The organism is Amycolatopsis lurida (genome assembly GCF_900105055.1).
GTDB classification, from domain to species: domain Bacteria; phylum Actinomycetota; class Actinomycetes; order Mycobacteriales; family Pseudonocardiaceae; genus Amycolatopsis; species Amycolatopsis lurida.
This window is the reverse complement of record NZ_FNTA01000004.1, coordinates 2,516,252-2,530,939: the sequence shown is the minus strand read 5'-3', so window position 1 is coordinate 2,530,939 and position 14,688 is coordinate 2,516,252. Positions and strand designations below refer to the sequence as shown.

The following is a 14,688-nucleotide window of genomic DNA, read 5'->3' as shown; positions in this document are numbered from 1 at the left end:
ACGATGATCGTCTTCGACATCGGAGCGAAGGGGTGGACGGTATGACACAGCGCCGGAAACGGTGGGGGAGACGGGGAGTGGTCGCCGCGGTCGTGGCCGGGGCGCTGCTCGCTCCCATGGCGGGCCCGGCTTTGGCGGAGGAGGGCCCGGCCCCGGTGCGCTCGCTGGACCGGGCCGCGCATCCGCTGCGCTCGACCGAACCAGGCCGGAACAACGCCGACCTGCGGGCGCTGGGCGGGATGATCGGGGGTGCGAAGGTGGTCGGCCTCGGCGAGGCGACCCATGGCTCGCACGAGTTCTTCACCATGAAGGAGCGGGTGTTCCGCTATCTCGTCGAGGAAAAGGGCTTCCGGGCCTTCGCGCTGGAGCTGAGCTGGTCCGCGGGCCTGGAGATCGACGAGTACGTCCAGGGCGGCAAGGGCGACGCCCGGGAGATCGCCAGGCGGACGCTGGCCGGTTCCCCGTGGGACCGCGAGGAGTTCGTGAGCCTCATCCGGTGGATGCGCGAGTACAACCGCGCGCACCCCGGCCGCACCGTGCACTTCGTCGGCGACGACCTTGGTGCGCCTTCGGTGAACGACGCGTTCTTCGCCAGGATCACCGACTACGTGCGGCAGCACCACCCGGCGGAGCTGCCCCGGCTGAACCGGCTCTACACGGGCCTGCGCCCGATCGACGACGCGTTCGTGTACCTGCGCAAACCGCTCGACGAGCGGCTGCGGCTCGCCACGCAGGCGGAGCAGGCGTACGAGCTGATCAAGGGCCTGCGCGGTGCGGAAGCCCGAGACTGGGCCGAGCAGCACGCCAGGTTCGTGGCGCAGACAGCCCGGTTCCTCGCCGTCGACCTCGCGGATCCGCAAGGCCTCCCCACGGCGCAGATCCTTCGCGACCGGGCGATGGCGGAGAACGTCGCCTGGTGGCAGCGGCGGACCGGCCATCGGATCCTGCTGTCTGCGCACAACGGCCACGTTTCCTACGTCACCGACAACCCTGCGATGTACCCGAAGACCCAGGGCGCCTTCCTGCGCGAAACGCTGGGCCGGGATTACCTGCCGATCGGCTTCAGCTTCGACCGGGGTTCCTTCTTGTCCAAGGACAAGGCGCTCGAGGGCGACTGGAAGCGCTTCTCCGTTCCCGCCGCGCCGTCCGGCTCGAACGAACACACCCTCGACCAGGTCCGGTTCGAGGACTTCTACCTGGACGTGCGCACCGCGCCGCCGTCCGCGCGGGCCTGGCTGGACACCGCCAGGCCCACCCGCACCATCGGCACGCAGTTCCCCGTCGATCTCGCCTCCATCTCGCTCGGACGGTCCTACGACGTCGTCATCCACCTGCACGACGTCCGCCAGGCCGATCTGAGAAGGTAGTGACGTCGCGCCCGTTTAGGGGGTTTTAACCCGTTTTACCTGGCGTGCCGCGACGGATCTCGGTAGTAGTCGAAGTGTTCCGGCACTCCCCTTGTTCCAGTACCCAGCGGAGGAAATCCCTGATGTTCAAACGGATGCTCAGCGCCTTCGGGGTCGGCGGTCCGTCCGTCGACACCGTGCTCGACTCACCGCACGCCGTTCCCGGCGAGGTGATCACCGGCCAGGTCCGCATCCAGGGCGGTTCGAGTGACGCCCAGATCGAGGAGATCCTGCTTTCGCTGGTCACCAGGGTCGAGGTGGAGCACGGCGACCACGAGCGCGCCGGGACCGCGGAGTTCCTGCGGGTCAGCGCGGGCCGCAAGGTGAAGGTGACGGCGGGACAGCTGACCACGGTGCCGTTCCGGATCGCCCTGCCGTGGGAGACGCCGATCAGCGCGGTCGGCGGACGTGAGCTGCCGGGCGTGGTCGTCGGCGTGCGGACCGAGCTCGTCATCGCCGGCGCGCCGGACAAGGGCGACCTCGACCCGGTGCTGGTCGGGCCGCTGGAATCGCAGGACCGGGTGCTGGAGGCGTTCGGCGAGCTGGGCTTCTCGTTCCGCAGTGCCGACGTCGAAGCCGGGCGGTTGCACGGCGTCCGGCAGGAACTCGGGTTCTTCCAGGAGATCGAGTTCTTCCCGCCGTCGCGCTACGCGGGCCGTGTCAGTCAGGTGGAGCTGACCTTCGTCGCGAGCCCGGACGACCTCGTGGTGGTGCTGGAGGCCGATCGGCGCGGTGGCATGTTCCGCTCCAGTGGCGATTCCTTCGGCCGTTTCCACGTTTCGCACGAGGAGGCCCTGCGCACCGACTGGGCGGCGGCCATCGACGGCTGGCTGGCCAAGGTCACCGAGTCCGGTGGCGGGCACGCCATGTTCGGCGGGCACCAGGAGCACTACGGCCACGACTACGACCACCATGGTCATCACGGGCACCACGGCAGGCGCGGGCCGGGGATGGGCGGCGTGGTCGCCGGTGCCGCGGCGGGCGTGGTCGGCGGCATGATCCTCGGCGAGGTCATGGAGGACGCCTTCGGCGGCGGCGACGAAGGCTTCGAGGAGTGATCCGGCTCCTGGGCACACCGGCGACGGTGTGCCCAGGAGTCACTTCGCGGTCAAGGGTGCCAAAGCGGCGTCGACCGCGTCGGTGAGCCGACGCGGATCCGTCTCCGCCCTGGCCACCACGTGCAGTCCTTGCATGACGACGAGCAGGAGCCGCGCCTGCGCTCCGCAGTCGACGTCCGCGCGGACCTCGCCGGAGCGTTGTGCGGCTTCGAGGCCTTGCGTGATACCGGCTTCCAGCGCTTCGAATCCACTGTGGACGATCTTCCTGGCGGCTTCGTCGGTGGGAAGCAGTTCGGCGGCGGTGTTGCCCAGCAGGCATCCGCGCCCCGGGGCTTCCCGTGCCGCCTCCAGGATGCCGAGCAGAAGTTCGCGTAGATGCGTGAGGGCCGGTCCCTCGGCGAGCGCGTTCGCCTGGTTCGCGGCGCCGCCCGCGTAGCGTTCCAGAGCGCGTAGGAAGAGTGCGTGCTTGTCGCCATATGCGGCGTACAGGCTTCCCGGCAGGATGCCGAGGTCCTCTTTCAGGTCGCGCATCGACGTGGCCGTGTAACCCCGCCGCCAGAAGAGCTCGAGCGCGCCCCCGATCACTTGGTCCTCGTCGAAGGAACGCGGCCGTCCGGTTCGTGGCATGGGGTCATCGTACGACTTCTTGACAGTGCGTTCAAGAAGTGTATCTTGACTTCTTGTTCACTTGTCCAAGAAGTCAGTGCGAGGGTTCACATGGGGCGTCTCTTCCTGCACACCAACGTTTCGCTCGACGGCTACATCGCCGACGCCGCAGGCGACATCGACTGGCGGTTCGCCGACGACGAGTTCCAAGGACATATCGACGAGCTGCTGGAGTCGATCGACGGCATGGCCTTCGGCCGCAAGGCCTATGAGGAACTCGCCGGCTATTGGCCGACCGCCGGCGACGAGGTCTCGGCCACGCAACGGCGCCGGATGCACGAACTGCCGAAGTACGTCCTCTCGCGCACGCTCCGGGCCACGGACTGGCACAACGCCCACGTGATCGAAGATGCCCCGGCGCTCGCCGGGCTCGACGGTGACATCGCGCTTTTCGCTGGGGGAGGGGCCGCGACGTCCGCCGCCGGGCTCGGGTTGCTCGACGAGGTGCGGCTCGTGGTGAACCCGGTACTCCTCGGCGGCGGGACGCGGCTGTTCGATGGCGAGTACGCGAAGACGGCGCTCACGCTCGTCGACGACCGGCGGTTCGCTTCGGGCGCGTTGCTGCTCACCTACGCCGTCGCGCGTTAGGCGACCGGGCTCAGGTGTACCAGGTGGGTTCCGGGAGTTCGTTCAGCAGCGCGTAGGCACCGACTTCACGGCGCTTGTAGGCCACCGGATCGTGCAACGAGTGTGTGCGCAGGTTCCGCCAGAAGCGGTCCAGGCCGTACTTCGTCGCGCTCGCCCGGGCGCCGGTCAGCTCGAAGATCCTCGTGCCGATTTCGAGGCCGGTGTCGATGGCGCGCTGTTTGGCGGCCGCGATGAGGACCGCGACCTCACCGCGGGCCTCGGGCGTCAGTTCTTCGCGCGGCGCGTGCAGCACGGCCGAAATCGCGGTCCCGGCCTTGTCCGCCAGTGCCTCGGCCGCCCACAGCTTCGACTGGAGATCGCCGTAGCCGTCGAGGATGTACCACTCCTCGCCGGCGGAAGTCTTGTCGTCGCCGCCGTACGGCCACGCGCGGGTGTGCTCGCGCGTGTACTCCAGCGCGGTTTCCAACGCGCCTTGCGCGATGCCGAGGTAGAAGTTGGTGAACACCAGCTGGATCGCCGGGACGTTGAGCGTGTTGTACGTCAAGGGCCGGAACTTCTTGTCGACGTAGCCCGCCGCGCTCGCCCACGGGACGCGCACGCCGGAGATGGTGACACTGCCCGATTCGGTGAGCCGCTGGCCGATGTTGTCCCAGTCGTCGTGGAAGACGATACCGTCCTGTTCGGACGGGACGATGGCGAAGACATGGTCCTCAGTGCCTTCGAGAATGCCTTCGAGCACGGTGAGGTCGGAGACCTTGCTGCCGGTGGAGAACGATTTGTGTCCGTTGTAGACGATCTCGTCGCCGTCTTCGGTGATCTTCAGGTCGGAGTCGCGGGGGTTGACCGCACCGCCGAAGAAGAGGTTGTTCCGCGTGTACAGTTCTTCGACCGCGGCGATCTGATCGTCGGTCGCCACCAGCCGGGCGGCCCATGCCCAGAGGTAGTGATAGCCGAGCAGCTGGCCGATCGAGCCGTCGCCGCGCGCGACCTCGCGGATCACGCGATACGCGGTCTCCCAGCTCTGGCCGCCGCCACCGTGCTCGACCGGGCCTAGCAGGGTCACCAGGCCGGAATCCTTGAGCAGCCGTACTTCCGCGTACGGCGTCTCGTTCCTCCGGTCGCGTTCCGCGGCGTCCACCGCGAGTTCATCGGCGACGTCTTTCGCGGCCGCCAGCCATTCACTGGCTGAGCGGACTCGGTTCTCGGTCGTGGTCATGGGCGAATTCCGTTCTGTGCGAGGGCGAATGGGTTTTCCGGGCAGGGCGGAACGCCCGGAATTCCCGGGTTTTCCCGAAAGTGAGCGGACTTGCTTCAGGCCGGACAGCGCATGCGTCCGAGTAGAGCAGTGGCACTACGGGGTGTCAACGAACGTCCGCGCTCTGGGACCGGGCCCCCTCGCTCGATCAGAACCAGTGCAGGCAGTGCGGCGGCCGCTCGGTACGGAAAAGGGCGTCGGCCAGCGCGGCCGCCCCAGGGTGATGGGCACGGACGCGCCCGGCCCGCACGAGCAGACTCGGGGCGGTACCGCCGAGATAGATCGAGCCAAGGTCGCTCACGTCCAGGGACAGGTCGGGTTCGGTGTCCGTCGTGACGCATTCGGCCTCGCCGCCTCGGACGGACAGCCGGTACCGGCCGCGCTCGCCGAGTGCCGGGTCGTCGACGTCGAGGACGAGCTCGCCGTCGGTGGACCAGCCTCGTGCGGTGAGCGCACGCGGCACGTCCAGGAGCCGCACCCAGAGCCAGTCCGTGTCGCCACCGACTTCGCCGGCGCGGAAGTCTTCGAGCTGCCACCGCAGCGGATGGTCGGGCGGGCAGTGCTTGAACACGACCTCGGTGATCAGGTCGTGTTCGAGCAGGAACCGGGCCAGCGCAGTGGACACCTCGTCATCGACGGCGATGGTCTCGTCGACGGCCAAGGTGCTCGGTTCGGTGAGGGAATACGAGACGTACCCGTCCGGGACGCCGCCGGCGTCACGATGAACGGCGATGTGGCGCGACGCCCGGGAAATCGGCGGCTGCCCGGCGCCCAAGGACCACCAGCGGTGCGGCCGCGACAGCGCGCCGGGCCGGGCGCGGCGATACCGGTCGTAGACCGCCTCCAGGAGCTCGCCGCACTCGGCCCGGCGCAGCACTTCGATCGAGCCACCGGCCGCCCCCGCGGCGAAGGAGGCCCGATGGCGCGGCACCGTCAGACGCCGGGTGTAGGTCGCCGGGCCGTAGCCGAACCGACGGTAGATCAGCGCCTCCGACGCCAGCAGGACGGAGAGGAACTCGCCCCGTTCCCGGAACTCGGCGAGCTGATACCGCATCATCGCGCTGAGTACGCCTCGCCGCCGGTGCGAGGGCAGGACACCGACGGCGGTCACCCCGGCGGCCGGGACGACGACCTCACCGGGCAGGGTGAGCTCGAACGAGTACGCGGCAGCCGTGCCGACGGGCCGCCCGTCCTCCGTCACCGCGAGCAGGCCACGGTCGAGTTCGAGCGCGGACCAGGTCTCACCCGCGGTCTCCGGGAAACGGGCGAACGCGGTGAACATCGTGTCGACGAAGACGTCGCGGTCCTCGGCGGTCGTGGAGCGGATCTTCATCGCCACAGTGCATTGCCGTTCCCGCGTCGCGTCAAGCGATTTGCAGCTCGAGGAACCCGGCGTACCGGCCACCGAGCCGGACCAGCTCGTCGTGGCTTCCCTCCTCGACGATCCGCCCCTCGTCGAGGAAGACCACGTGATCGGCGCGTTCGACGGTCCGCAGCCGATGCGCGACCATCACCACGGTCCGGCCGGCCATGAGTCGATCGATCCCTTCGTGGACGGCCGTTTCGTTGACCGGATCCAGTGCGGAAGTCACCTCGTCGAGTACCACGATCGGCGCGTCCTTCAGCAGGGCTCGCGCGATCGAGACCCGCTGGCGTTCCCCACCGGACAGCAGCGCGCCGCCCTCGCCGACATTCGCGGACCAGCCGCCGGGCAGCCGGTCGATCACCTCGTCCAGCCGGGCCGCCGTCGCGGCGGCGCGCACCTCGGCGTTGTCGGCGTCGGGACGGCCCAGCCGGATGTTCTCCTCGATCGTGCCGTCGAAGAGATGGACGTCCTGGAAGACGATCGCGATCCGCGACATCAGGTCGTCGGTGCTCATCGCGCGGACGTCCACCCCGCCGACGCGCACCGCGCCCGAATCCACGTCGTGGAACCGGGCGAGCAGTTGCAGCACCGTGCTCTTCCCGGCACCCGAAGGCCCGACGACGGCGAGCTTCCGTCCTTCTTGGACGGTCAGCGAAAGGCCGTCGAGCACCGTGCGGCCGCCGCGGGCGAAGACGACGGACTCGAACTCGAGGTCGTGCCGCTCCGGCCGGACGGGGTCCGGTGGTTCCGGCAGCGGTTCGGTCCGCAGCAGCGCGTCGAGCCTCGTCAGCACCGAACGCGCGCCGCGGAGCTTGCCGCCGATGTCGGTCAGCGACAGCAGCGGATCGGCGCAGCGCGCGGCCAGGACGAGGATCGTCAGTACTTCGGGCGCCCCGATGCCCCCGCCGAGCGCGAGGAAGGCCCCCAGCACCAGCAGGCCGGTGAACATCGCCTGCACCGTGAACGTCAGCCCCACGACACCGGGCAACGCCGACAGCGTGGACCGGCGGTTCGCCCGCTGAAGGTCCCGCAGCGAGTCGTCGAGCAACCGGAACCGTTCCGCGGCTCGCCCGCCCGCGCGCAGTACGGGCTGGGCCTGCAAATACTCGATGACCCGCCCGGTGGCCTCGTTCCCGCGTTCCGCGGCCTCCTCGTCGGCGGCGGCCATCGAACGGCCCGTCCAGACCTGGATGGCCGCCACGACCGGGGCCGCGATCAGCGCGGCCAGCCCCAGCCGCCAGTCGAAGACGAGGATCACGAACACGATCGTCAGCGGGGTGACGCACGCGGCGATGAACGGCGCCAGCAGATGCGCGATCACGGCCATCGCCTGCAGCACACCGGGTCCGGCCAGCGACGACACCTCACCGACCCGTTTCCCGCTGTACCAGCCCATGGGCAGCCGTGCGAGATGGTCGCCGAGCCGGTGATACATCCCGCGCAGCAATGTCGTCCCGGCGCGGAATCCGGAGAGATCGGCGCGGTAGCGCAGGATCGCGAAGACCGAGAAGGCCGCACCGAACGCGATCAGCCACGGGACGGCGTCACCCGGAGTGTTCCCGAGCAGCGCGCGCAGCAACGGGACCAGCAAGGCGTAGGACAGGCCTTCGACGATCGCGGTCGCCGTCATCAGCGCCACGGTGCGCCGCACCGGCGGAGCGTGGTCGGGTCCGAGGACCCTCAGCAACATCCGGATCATCGAGGTTCCCCCAGTGGTTCGGTGGAGCGGTGGGTACGCCAGAAAGCGGCGAACTTCCCGTTCCGTGCCAGCAGATCCGCGGGTTTCCCGCGTTCGGTGATGACGCCGTTCTCCAGCAGCACGACGGTGTCGGCGTCGACGACCGTCTCCAGACGATGCGCGATGACCAGGACCGTCCGGTCGGCGCGCGCCGTCGCCAATGCCCGGCGCACGGCCAGTTCGGTGCGCGGATCGGCGAACGCGGTGGCCTCGTCGAGCACCAGGACGGGAGTGTCGGCGAGCAGCGCACGCGCCAGCGAGATCCGCTGCGCTTCGCCGCCCGAAAGCCCGGTTTCCTCGTGCAGCACCGTTTCGTAACCGTGTGGCAGTTCGAGGATCCGGTCGTGGACATGCGCGAGCCGGGCGGCGCGCACGACGTCTTCGCGATCGGCGTGCGGTACGGCCAGCGCGATGTTGTCCGCGACCGACGCGCGCAGCAGGCGGACGTCCTGGAACACGAAGGAGACCTTGCGGTACAGCTCCCGGCTGCCGATCTCACGCAGATCGACGCCGCCCAGCAGCACAGAACCCTCCTCCGGGTCGAAGAACCGCGGCAGCAAAGTGACCAAAGTGGACTTTCCGCCGCCGGACGGCCCGACCAGGGCGGTGACCGTGCCGGGTTCGAGCACCAGATCGATCCCGCGCAGGACCTCGCGGTCGGCCTCGTAGCCGAACCGGACGCCGCGCAGTTCCACGCGGTGCCCTTGCGGCGCCACGGGATCCGGCGGTTCCGGCAGCGATGGCACCCCGAGCACTTCGCGGATCCGGCCGGTCGCGCGACGGGCGGCCTGGAGTTCGTCGAAGCCGTGGCCGAGCGCGGCCACGGGTGCGGTCAAGCCCAGACCGAGGACCAGGAACGGCAGGAGATCCACCGGGGCGAGGCCGCCGCCGGTGATCAGGAGCGTGCCGCCGATCAGGACCACCAGCAGGACGAACGGCGGCGACAGCGCCAGCTGCATCCCCGCCGCCGGCCCGGCCATGCCGTGCACCCACCGGGTGAAGGTGGCGACGAAGGCGTCCGCCGCGGTGCGGAACCTGCGATGGGCGCGGCCCGCGCCGCCGAACGCCTTGACCACGGCGATGCCCTGGACGAACTCGACGACCGAATCCGAGATCCCCGCCATGCCGCGATCGAACTCCTCCTGCTCGCGCAGCCGGGAGGGCGTCATCATCAGCGGTACCAGCGCCACCGCCAGCACCACCGGGATCAGGGTGATCAAGGTGAGCCGCCAGTCGATGGTCAGCAGGTAGACCAGCGACACCAGCGGGATGACGAAAGCCGACACGAGTTCGCCGGGGGTGTGGGCGATGAACGGGTGCACGGCGCCGACGTCCTCGCCGACGACCTTGGCCAGTTCACCGGTGCGGCGGCTCGAGAACCAGCCGATCGGCACCCGCCCCAGGCGTTCGGCCAGCAGACGGCGGAAAGTGAGCTGGACCCGGCCGTCGAGCAGATGCCCGATCCCCGACGACGCGGCCGTGAGCACCAGCCGGACGAACATCCCGGCCGCGCCCACGATCACCGCGGTCCAGACCCGGCTTTCGTCGACGGGGCCGGACGTCAGCAGCGCCCTGCCCAGCTCGACGACCGCGAGCAGCGGCGCCAACCCCGAGAGGGCGCCGATGACCTGCAGGACGACGACAGCGGCGAAACTCCCGGCGAACGGTCGCAGCAACCTGGCCGCCGTAGGGGCTGTCATGACGAGGCCAGCGCGCGGCGCAGGACGCCGCCGAGTTCGTCGATCTGACGGCGGGACACCTCGGCGGACAGGATCGCCTGCGACCCGTGGAAGGTGCCCGCCCACTGGTGCAGCTCGACCGAAACCCCCGCCTGCAGCAGCCGGAGCGCGTACTCGATGTTCTCGTCGCGATTGGGGCAGAACTCGGCGGAGGCCACGTACGCGGGCGGCAGCCCGGAGAGATCCGTGGCCCGGGAAGGGGCGGCATACGGCGAAGGCGCGGGCTTCCCGTCCAGGTAGTGCCCCCACGCGGCGGTGATCTTGGCGCGGTTCATCCACGGCGTGTCGGTGAAGTTCCGCGCCGACCACGTCTCCTGCCGGTCGTCGAGCCCCGGCTGGTTGAGCAGCTGGAAGCAGATCCGCGGGCCGCCTTCGTCGCGGGCCCGCAGTGCCGTCGCCGCCGCGAGCCCGCCGCCCGCGCTGTGCCCGCCGATCGCGATCCGGTCGGGGGCGACACCGAGTTCTGCCGCGTGGTCCGCCGTCCAGTTCAGCACGGCGTAGACGTCGTCGAACGCGGCCGGGAACGGGTTTTCCGGGGCGAGCCGATAGTCGACCGAGAGCACTGTCGCGCCGGAAGCTTCGGCGAGCCGCGCCGCCCAAGGATGTTCGGTCTCCAGGTCGCCCATGACCCACCCGCCGCCGTGCAGCCAGATGACGGCGCCCTGCGCCTCACGCGGCCGGTAGATCCGGATCGGAACGCCGGGTTCACCGGGTACCGTCCGGTCTTCGACGTCCATGCCCGACGTGTCGGGCCGCGGCACGGACGTGGCCAGCTTCGCGAAGCTCACGCGGTCCGCGACCGGGTCGTCGAGTTTCGCCTTCGGGAAGAGGGCGATGAAGGCTTCGAGTTCGGGATCCATGGCCACGATCCTTCCGGCTCCGGAGCCGGAAGGCGGCCGCCATCCGTCGCGTGTGATCGCCCCTTCGCGCGACGACCGCCGCGTACGCTCGCGGACATGGAGGCACTGGCCGCGCGGTTGTCGCATCTGGATCCCGACGTCGAAGGCGCGATCCGGGTCGTGATGTTCTACGACACCCTGATGCGGCGGCGGGTCGACCTCCCCGCCCTCGTTCGCGCCACCGCGGGACTGGCGGAATGCGTGGCGGGCATCCGGCTCCACAGCACGGGGCGCACCGTCCGCATGGCACCGGACGGCCGCGAAGCCGCTCCCGCTTCCGCACCGGTGTCCAGCACGATGCCGATCACCCTCGACGAGGAGGAGATCGGCACGGTGTGGCTGGAACGCGAGGGAGCGTCCGTCGCCCTCGACGAAGCAGTGCTGGACCGGCTCGCGATCGCCGTGGCGACCGTCGTCGAGCGGTACGGGCCTGCCCGCACCACCATGGCCGATCCGGCGTTGGTGGAACTCGTGATCAGCGCAGGCGACGACGCCGCGAGGAGCCGGGCCCTGCGGCTGCTGGGTTTCGCCGCCGACACGCCGATCCGGGTGGTCGCCGTCCGGTCGGGGCTCCCGCTCGAGAAGATCGGGAACCTGATCTGCCCCGGCCGCCCGGTCAAGGCCGCGTCGCTCACCGACGTCGGCATCATCCTCGCCACCGCGGTGGATCCGGACCGGTTCCCGGAGGACGTCCGAGCGGGGATCGGGGAGGCCGGATGCCCGCATCGGTCGTGGCAGGACGCCAGGACGGCGTTGCGTTTCACGACCGCGCGCCGTCCGGTGATCCACTACGGCGACCTCGGAGCGCTGGCGCTGCTCGCGCGGATCCCGGAGGAGGACACGCGCGCCAACGCCGACGTCGTCGCGATCTCGAAGCTGGCGGCGGATCCGGAGGACCTGCGGACGCTGGACGCCTACTGCGCCACGGGTTCGGTGCGCCAGGCCGCCGATTCCCTGCACCTGCACCACAGCAGCGTCGCGCGACGGCTGACCCAGATCGGCAAGAGCCTGACCATCGACCTCACCGATCCGCTCGGGCTGACCCGCGCGAGGCTCGCCCTCACCGCATGGCGGCTGCTCGGCGAGTGACTACCTAATGATCTTCGCCGGATACTCAAAGATCACCGCCGTCCGTCATGGAAATAAATAGGTAGCCCACGCGAACTTTCGTCGGTTTCCGGGTTCCCTTGGCACGACACAGAATCAGCGCGTTCGTCCCCACTGAAGCGGCCGGAACCCCGCCGCAGAAATGAGTCGGAACATGCGACTGCGCTCTCTCGTCCTGCTCGCCGGCACCGCCTTCATGGCGTTGCTCGGCTCGACCGCCCCCGCCGCGACCGCCGCCGAGCCCTCGGGTGTGCAGCCGATGATCATCGGCGGTCAGTACGCGCAGAACGCTCCCTGGGCGGCCCGGCTGTTCGTGAACGGCCAGCAGAACTGCAGCGCGACGATCATCGCGCCGCAGTACATCCTCACCGCGAAGCACTGTGTCGCCGGCAGCGGCAGCTACACCTTCCGGATCGGCAGCCTCGACCAGCAGAGCGGCGGCACCATGGCCACCGCGGCGAGCATCACCCGCCACTCGGGCGCGGACCTCGCCGTCGTCCGGCTGACCAGCTCGGTCAACGCCACCTACGCGCCGCTCGGCACCACGAGCAACGTCGCGGTCGGCCAGAACGTCCAGGTCTACGGCTGGGGCGCGACCAGCCAGTGCGGCTCGGAGATCAACTGCCAGTCCCGTTACCTGAAGGTCGCCACCGTCCGGGTCAACTCGGTCAACTGCAGTGACTACAACGGCGGGGTCGCGGTCTGCGCGAACCGCGTCGACGGCATCACCGCCGGCGGTGACTCGGGCGGCCCGATGTTCTCCGGCGGCCGCCAGGTCGGCGTCGCCTCGACCAGCGACCGGTCGAACAACACCGCCTACACCAACATCACCCGCTACCGCAGCTGGATCCAGCAGATCGCCGGCGTCTGATCGGCTCGTGAGTGGTTAGGACGGTTCTAACCGTCCTAACCACTCACGAGACCTAGCACGCTCCCGCCGCCCCCTATTTGTCAATTGACACTCACCCTCAGGGCCGATCGACGCGATAATGTGGCGGTCGGCGCCGGTGGGTCGGCGCCCGTGGACCTTGGGAGGGGGCCAGTGGCGAGACCGACGCGGGCTCTCGACCGCACGATCGTCGTAGTGGACGTCGTGGGGTTCACCGCGCCGGACCGCAACCGGCTCGACAGACTCGCCGTGCACCAAGGCATGTACGAGGTGCTGAAGACCGCTTTCGCCGAAAGCGGAATCGATTTCGATTCCTGCGCGCACGAGGACCGCGGCGACGGTGTGCTGGTCCTTCTTCCGCCCGGAACGACGAAAAGCCTGGTCGCCGATCTGTTTCCGGATCGCATCGCGGTCGCCCTCCGCCGGTACAACCACACGCGGACGCCGCAGGCGCAGATGCGGCTCCGGGTGAGCCTCAACTCCGGCGAGGTGGTCGACGACGGCAACGGGTGGGTCGGTGAAGCGGTCGACATCGCTTTCCGCATTTTGGACGCGCAGCAGGCGAAGGACGCGTTCGCGGAATCCGGCCGGATGATCGCGTTCATCTGTTCGCAGCGTTTTTTCGCCGATGTCATCGAAAAGGACCCGGGCCTGTTGCCGGAGTCGTACAGTCCGATACCCGTTTCGGTGAAGACCTTCACCGGAACGGCTTATTTACGACTGCACGGAGAAGTCATCACGCCGGTCGCCGAATCCCCCGAACCGGCGGTGGTGGCCGCCGAAGACCTGTTCCTCGCCGACCTGACCGGCCCCGTTCTGGAGTTGATCCCGCGCAAGGATCTGGTCGGTCTGCACCGCAGGCTGGTCCGGCTGAAAGTCCCCCATCTGGCGGTCATGGTGAGCCGCGCGCTCGGTCCCGCGGTTCCCTTGCCCAGACTGGAGGGCATCACCGACGCGTGGGGTGCCTTCCAGCTGCTCGCCGACTTCAACGCGGGGCCGGACGGTATCCCGCCCGCCATGACTTTTCTCGGCCTGCTAGCGGAAAACGTGGACGGCGAGCCCGCCGCCATGATCGCGAACTGGATCGCCGACCAGGCCCGGTCGTTACGGCTCGGCCCCGCCCTTCTGCACCAGCGGCAGAGCAGGCCATCGATTCCGGAGCGGCCCCATTTGCATCTGATGATCATGCTCGAACCGGTTTCCGGGGATCCCACACGATGCACCCTCGCGTTCTGGCGGCAGGACGATCCGGATGTCTGGCCGCCGTCACTCGGTGGAGTGCGCGAAATCGGGATAGAAGAGGTCGAGTTCAGGGTCGACGACGTCATCTTGGAGACTGAAGGCGTCTGGTCCGGCCAGAGCATGTCCGCGTCGGTGGAATTCCTGCTGCCGAGGACGTTGATCAATTTGCCCGTGCAGCGCTGGGCGAAGGAACATGAGACCGGCCATCCCCAGCCGCTGCGCTACGGGTACCGGCTCGGAATACGGTCTTTGGAGAGGATGCGGGCGAGGCATTGGCATCGCGCATGGCACGTTCGCTGGGATTCGATGGTGAAGGACCCCGCCGCCGACCGGCTGCACTATTCCGGGTGCGCGGAGTTCGAGAATCACCCGATCGACGCCATCCTCAGCGACGATCACTGGGTCGGCCTGGTATTGGCGAAACCCCCGTCGCCCCAGGCGGAACCGGGTGGAGCGCCGGACGAACTGACGAGCGCGCTCCGCAGCGGCCTTCCGGTGGTGCTCTGGCATCCGGACGCCGAGCCGGAGAACCTGCGCGAGTTGCTGGACTGGGTATTGGCCGCGGACAGCGGTTTTATCGAACTCCCGGATCGCCGCAAACTGGCGAATTCGGGTGCGGCGGTACCGTTCAAGAATTCTCTGGCTCACGATCTGGTGGTAATGTGGGACGACCCGAAACGGGTGATCGTTCTGGACCAGCCGTTGATCCCGACTCGACTGTAAGGGGATACCGCG

At 69.1% G+C, this 14,688-nt stretch carries 12 protein-coding genes; 6 read left to right on the top strand and 6 right to left on the bottom strand.

Going from position 1 to position 14,688, the window contains the following annotated elements; genetic code table 11:
* Positions 1 to 41: 41 nt before the first annotated feature.
* Positions 42 to 1,367, top strand: a complete 1,326-nt coding sequence (locus BLW75_RS16735) for an erythromycin esterase family protein (protein WP_091597751.1) — start codon at positions 42 to 44, stop codon at positions 1,365 to 1,367.
* Positions 1,368 to 1,489: 122 nt separating this feature from the next.
* The gene (locus BLW75_RS16730) at positions 1,490 to 2,464 is read left to right on the top strand and encodes a sporulation protein (protein WP_034313640.1); all 975 of its coding nucleotides are present in this window, start codon (positions 1,490 to 1,492) and stop codon (positions 2,462 to 2,464) included.
* 39 nt (positions 2,465 to 2,503) lie between these two features.
* On the opposite strand, the gene BLW75_RS16725 is transcribed toward BLW75_RS16730, so the two are convergent.
* Positions 2,504 to 3,091, bottom strand: coding sequence for a TetR/AcrR family transcriptional regulator (locus BLW75_RS16725; RefSeq protein WP_034313638.1), 588 nt, complete (start codon positions 3,089 to 3,091; stop codon positions 2,504 to 2,506).
* Positions 3,092 to 3,181: 90 nt separating this feature from the next.
* On the opposite strand from BLW75_RS16725, the gene BLW75_RS16720 reads away from it, so the two are divergent.
* Positions 3,182 to 3,718 (top strand): dihydrofolate reductase family protein, encoded by a 537-nt coding sequence (locus BLW75_RS16720; protein WP_034313636.1) that lies wholly within the window; start codon positions 3,182 to 3,184, stop codon positions 3,716 to 3,718.
* A gap of 10 nt (positions 3,719 to 3,728) precedes the next feature.
* Here the strand turns inward: BLW75_RS16720 and BLW75_RS16715 are convergent, their stop codons facing one another.
* The 5 genes from BLW75_RS16715 to BLW75_RS16695 form a co-directional block, all read right to left on the bottom strand.
* Complete coding sequence (locus BLW75_RS16715; protein ID WP_034313633.1) at positions 3,729 to 4,934, bottom strand: acyl-CoA dehydrogenase family protein; 1,206 nt, start codon at positions 4,932 to 4,934, stop codon at positions 3,729 to 3,731.
* A gap of 187 nt (positions 4,935 to 5,121) precedes the next feature.
* Positions 5,122 to 6,306, bottom strand: a complete 1,185-nt coding sequence (locus BLW75_RS16710; RefSeq protein ID WP_034313631.1) for a GNAT family N-acetyltransferase — start codon at positions 6,304 to 6,306, stop codon at positions 5,122 to 5,124.
* Positions 6,307 to 6,337: 31 nt separating this feature from the next.
* A complete protein-coding gene (locus BLW75_RS16705; protein WP_034313628.1) occupies positions 6,338 to 8,038 on the bottom strand; it encodes an ABC transporter ATP-binding protein in 1,701 nt (566 codons plus the stop codon).
* Positions 8,035 to 9,777: an ABC transporter ATP-binding protein gene (locus tag BLW75_RS16700; RefSeq protein WP_034313626.1), complete on the bottom strand. Its 1,743-nt coding sequence runs from the start codon at positions 9,775 to 9,777 to the stop codon at positions 8,035 to 8,037. The genes BLW75_RS16705 and BLW75_RS16700 overlap by 4 nt, the downstream gene beginning before the upstream one ends.
* Positions 9,774 to 10,676, bottom strand: a complete 903-nt coding sequence (locus tag BLW75_RS16695) for an alpha/beta hydrolase (protein ID WP_091597748.1) — start codon at positions 10,674 to 10,676, stop codon at positions 9,774 to 9,776. Before BLW75_RS16695 ends, BLW75_RS16700 begins: the two co-directional genes overlap by 4 nt.
* 96 nt (positions 10,677 to 10,772) lie before the next feature.
* On the opposite strand from BLW75_RS16695, the gene BLW75_RS16690 reads away from it, so the two are divergent.
* From BLW75_RS16690 to BLW75_RS16680, 3 genes are all read left to right on the top strand, one after another.
* Positions 10,773 to 11,804, top strand: coding sequence for a PucR family transcriptional regulator (locus tag BLW75_RS16690; protein ID WP_034313624.1), 1,032 nt, complete (start codon positions 10,773 to 10,775; stop codon positions 11,802 to 11,804).
* A 172-nt stretch (positions 11,805 to 11,976) separates the two neighbouring features.
* Positions 11,977 to 12,693, top strand: a complete 717-nt coding sequence (locus BLW75_RS16685) for a S1 family peptidase (protein WP_034313622.1) — start codon at positions 11,977 to 11,979, stop codon at positions 12,691 to 12,693.
* Positions 12,694 to 12,864: 171 nt separating this feature from the next.
* Complete coding sequence (locus BLW75_RS16680; RefSeq protein WP_034313620.1) at positions 12,865 to 14,676, top strand: VMAP-C domain-containing protein; 1,812 nt, start codon at positions 12,865 to 12,867, stop codon at positions 14,674 to 14,676.
* Positions 14,677 to 14,688: the final 12 nt, after the last annotated feature.

Excerpts from the sequence above, each read along its gene's own strand:
- BLW75_RS16735 (WP_091597751.1), top strand. The coding sequence starts at position 42 with ATGACACAGCGCCGGAAACGGTGGGGGAGACGGGGAGTGGTCGCCGCG.
- BLW75_RS16730 (WP_034313640.1), top strand. The coding sequence starts at position 1,490 with ATGTTCAAACGGATGCTCAGCGCCTTCGGGGTCGGCGGTCCGTCCGTC.
- BLW75_RS16725 (WP_034313638.1), bottom strand. The coding sequence starts at position 3,091 with ATGCCACGAACCGGACGGCCGCGTTCCTTCGACGAGGACCAAGTGATC.
- BLW75_RS16720 (WP_034313636.1), top strand. The coding sequence starts at position 3,182 with ATGGGGCGTCTCTTCCTGCACACCAACGTTTCGCTCGACGGCTACATC.
- BLW75_RS16715 (WP_034313633.1), bottom strand. The coding sequence starts at position 4,934 with ATGACCACGACCGAGAACCGAGTCCGCTCAGCCAGTGAATGGCTGGCG.
- BLW75_RS16710 (WP_034313631.1), bottom strand. The coding sequence starts at position 6,306 with ATGAAGATCCGCTCCACGACCGCCGAGGACCGCGACGTCTTCGTCGAC.
- BLW75_RS16705 (WP_034313628.1), bottom strand. The coding sequence starts at position 8,038 with ATGATCCGGATGTTGCTGAGGGTCCTCGGACCCGACCACGCTCCGCCG.
- BLW75_RS16700 (WP_034313626.1), bottom strand. The coding sequence starts at position 9,777 with ATGACAGCCCCTACGGCGGCCAGGTTGCTGCGACCGTTCGCCGGGAGT.
- BLW75_RS16695 (WP_091597748.1), bottom strand. The coding sequence starts at position 10,676 with ATGGATCCCGAACTCGAAGCCTTCATCGCCCTCTTCCCGAAGGCGAAA.
- BLW75_RS16690 (WP_034313624.1), top strand. The coding sequence starts at position 10,773 with ATGGAGGCACTGGCCGCGCGGTTGTCGCATCTGGATCCCGACGTCGAA.
- BLW75_RS16685 (WP_034313622.1), top strand. The coding sequence starts at position 11,977 with ATGCGACTGCGCTCTCTCGTCCTGCTCGCCGGCACCGCCTTCATGGCG.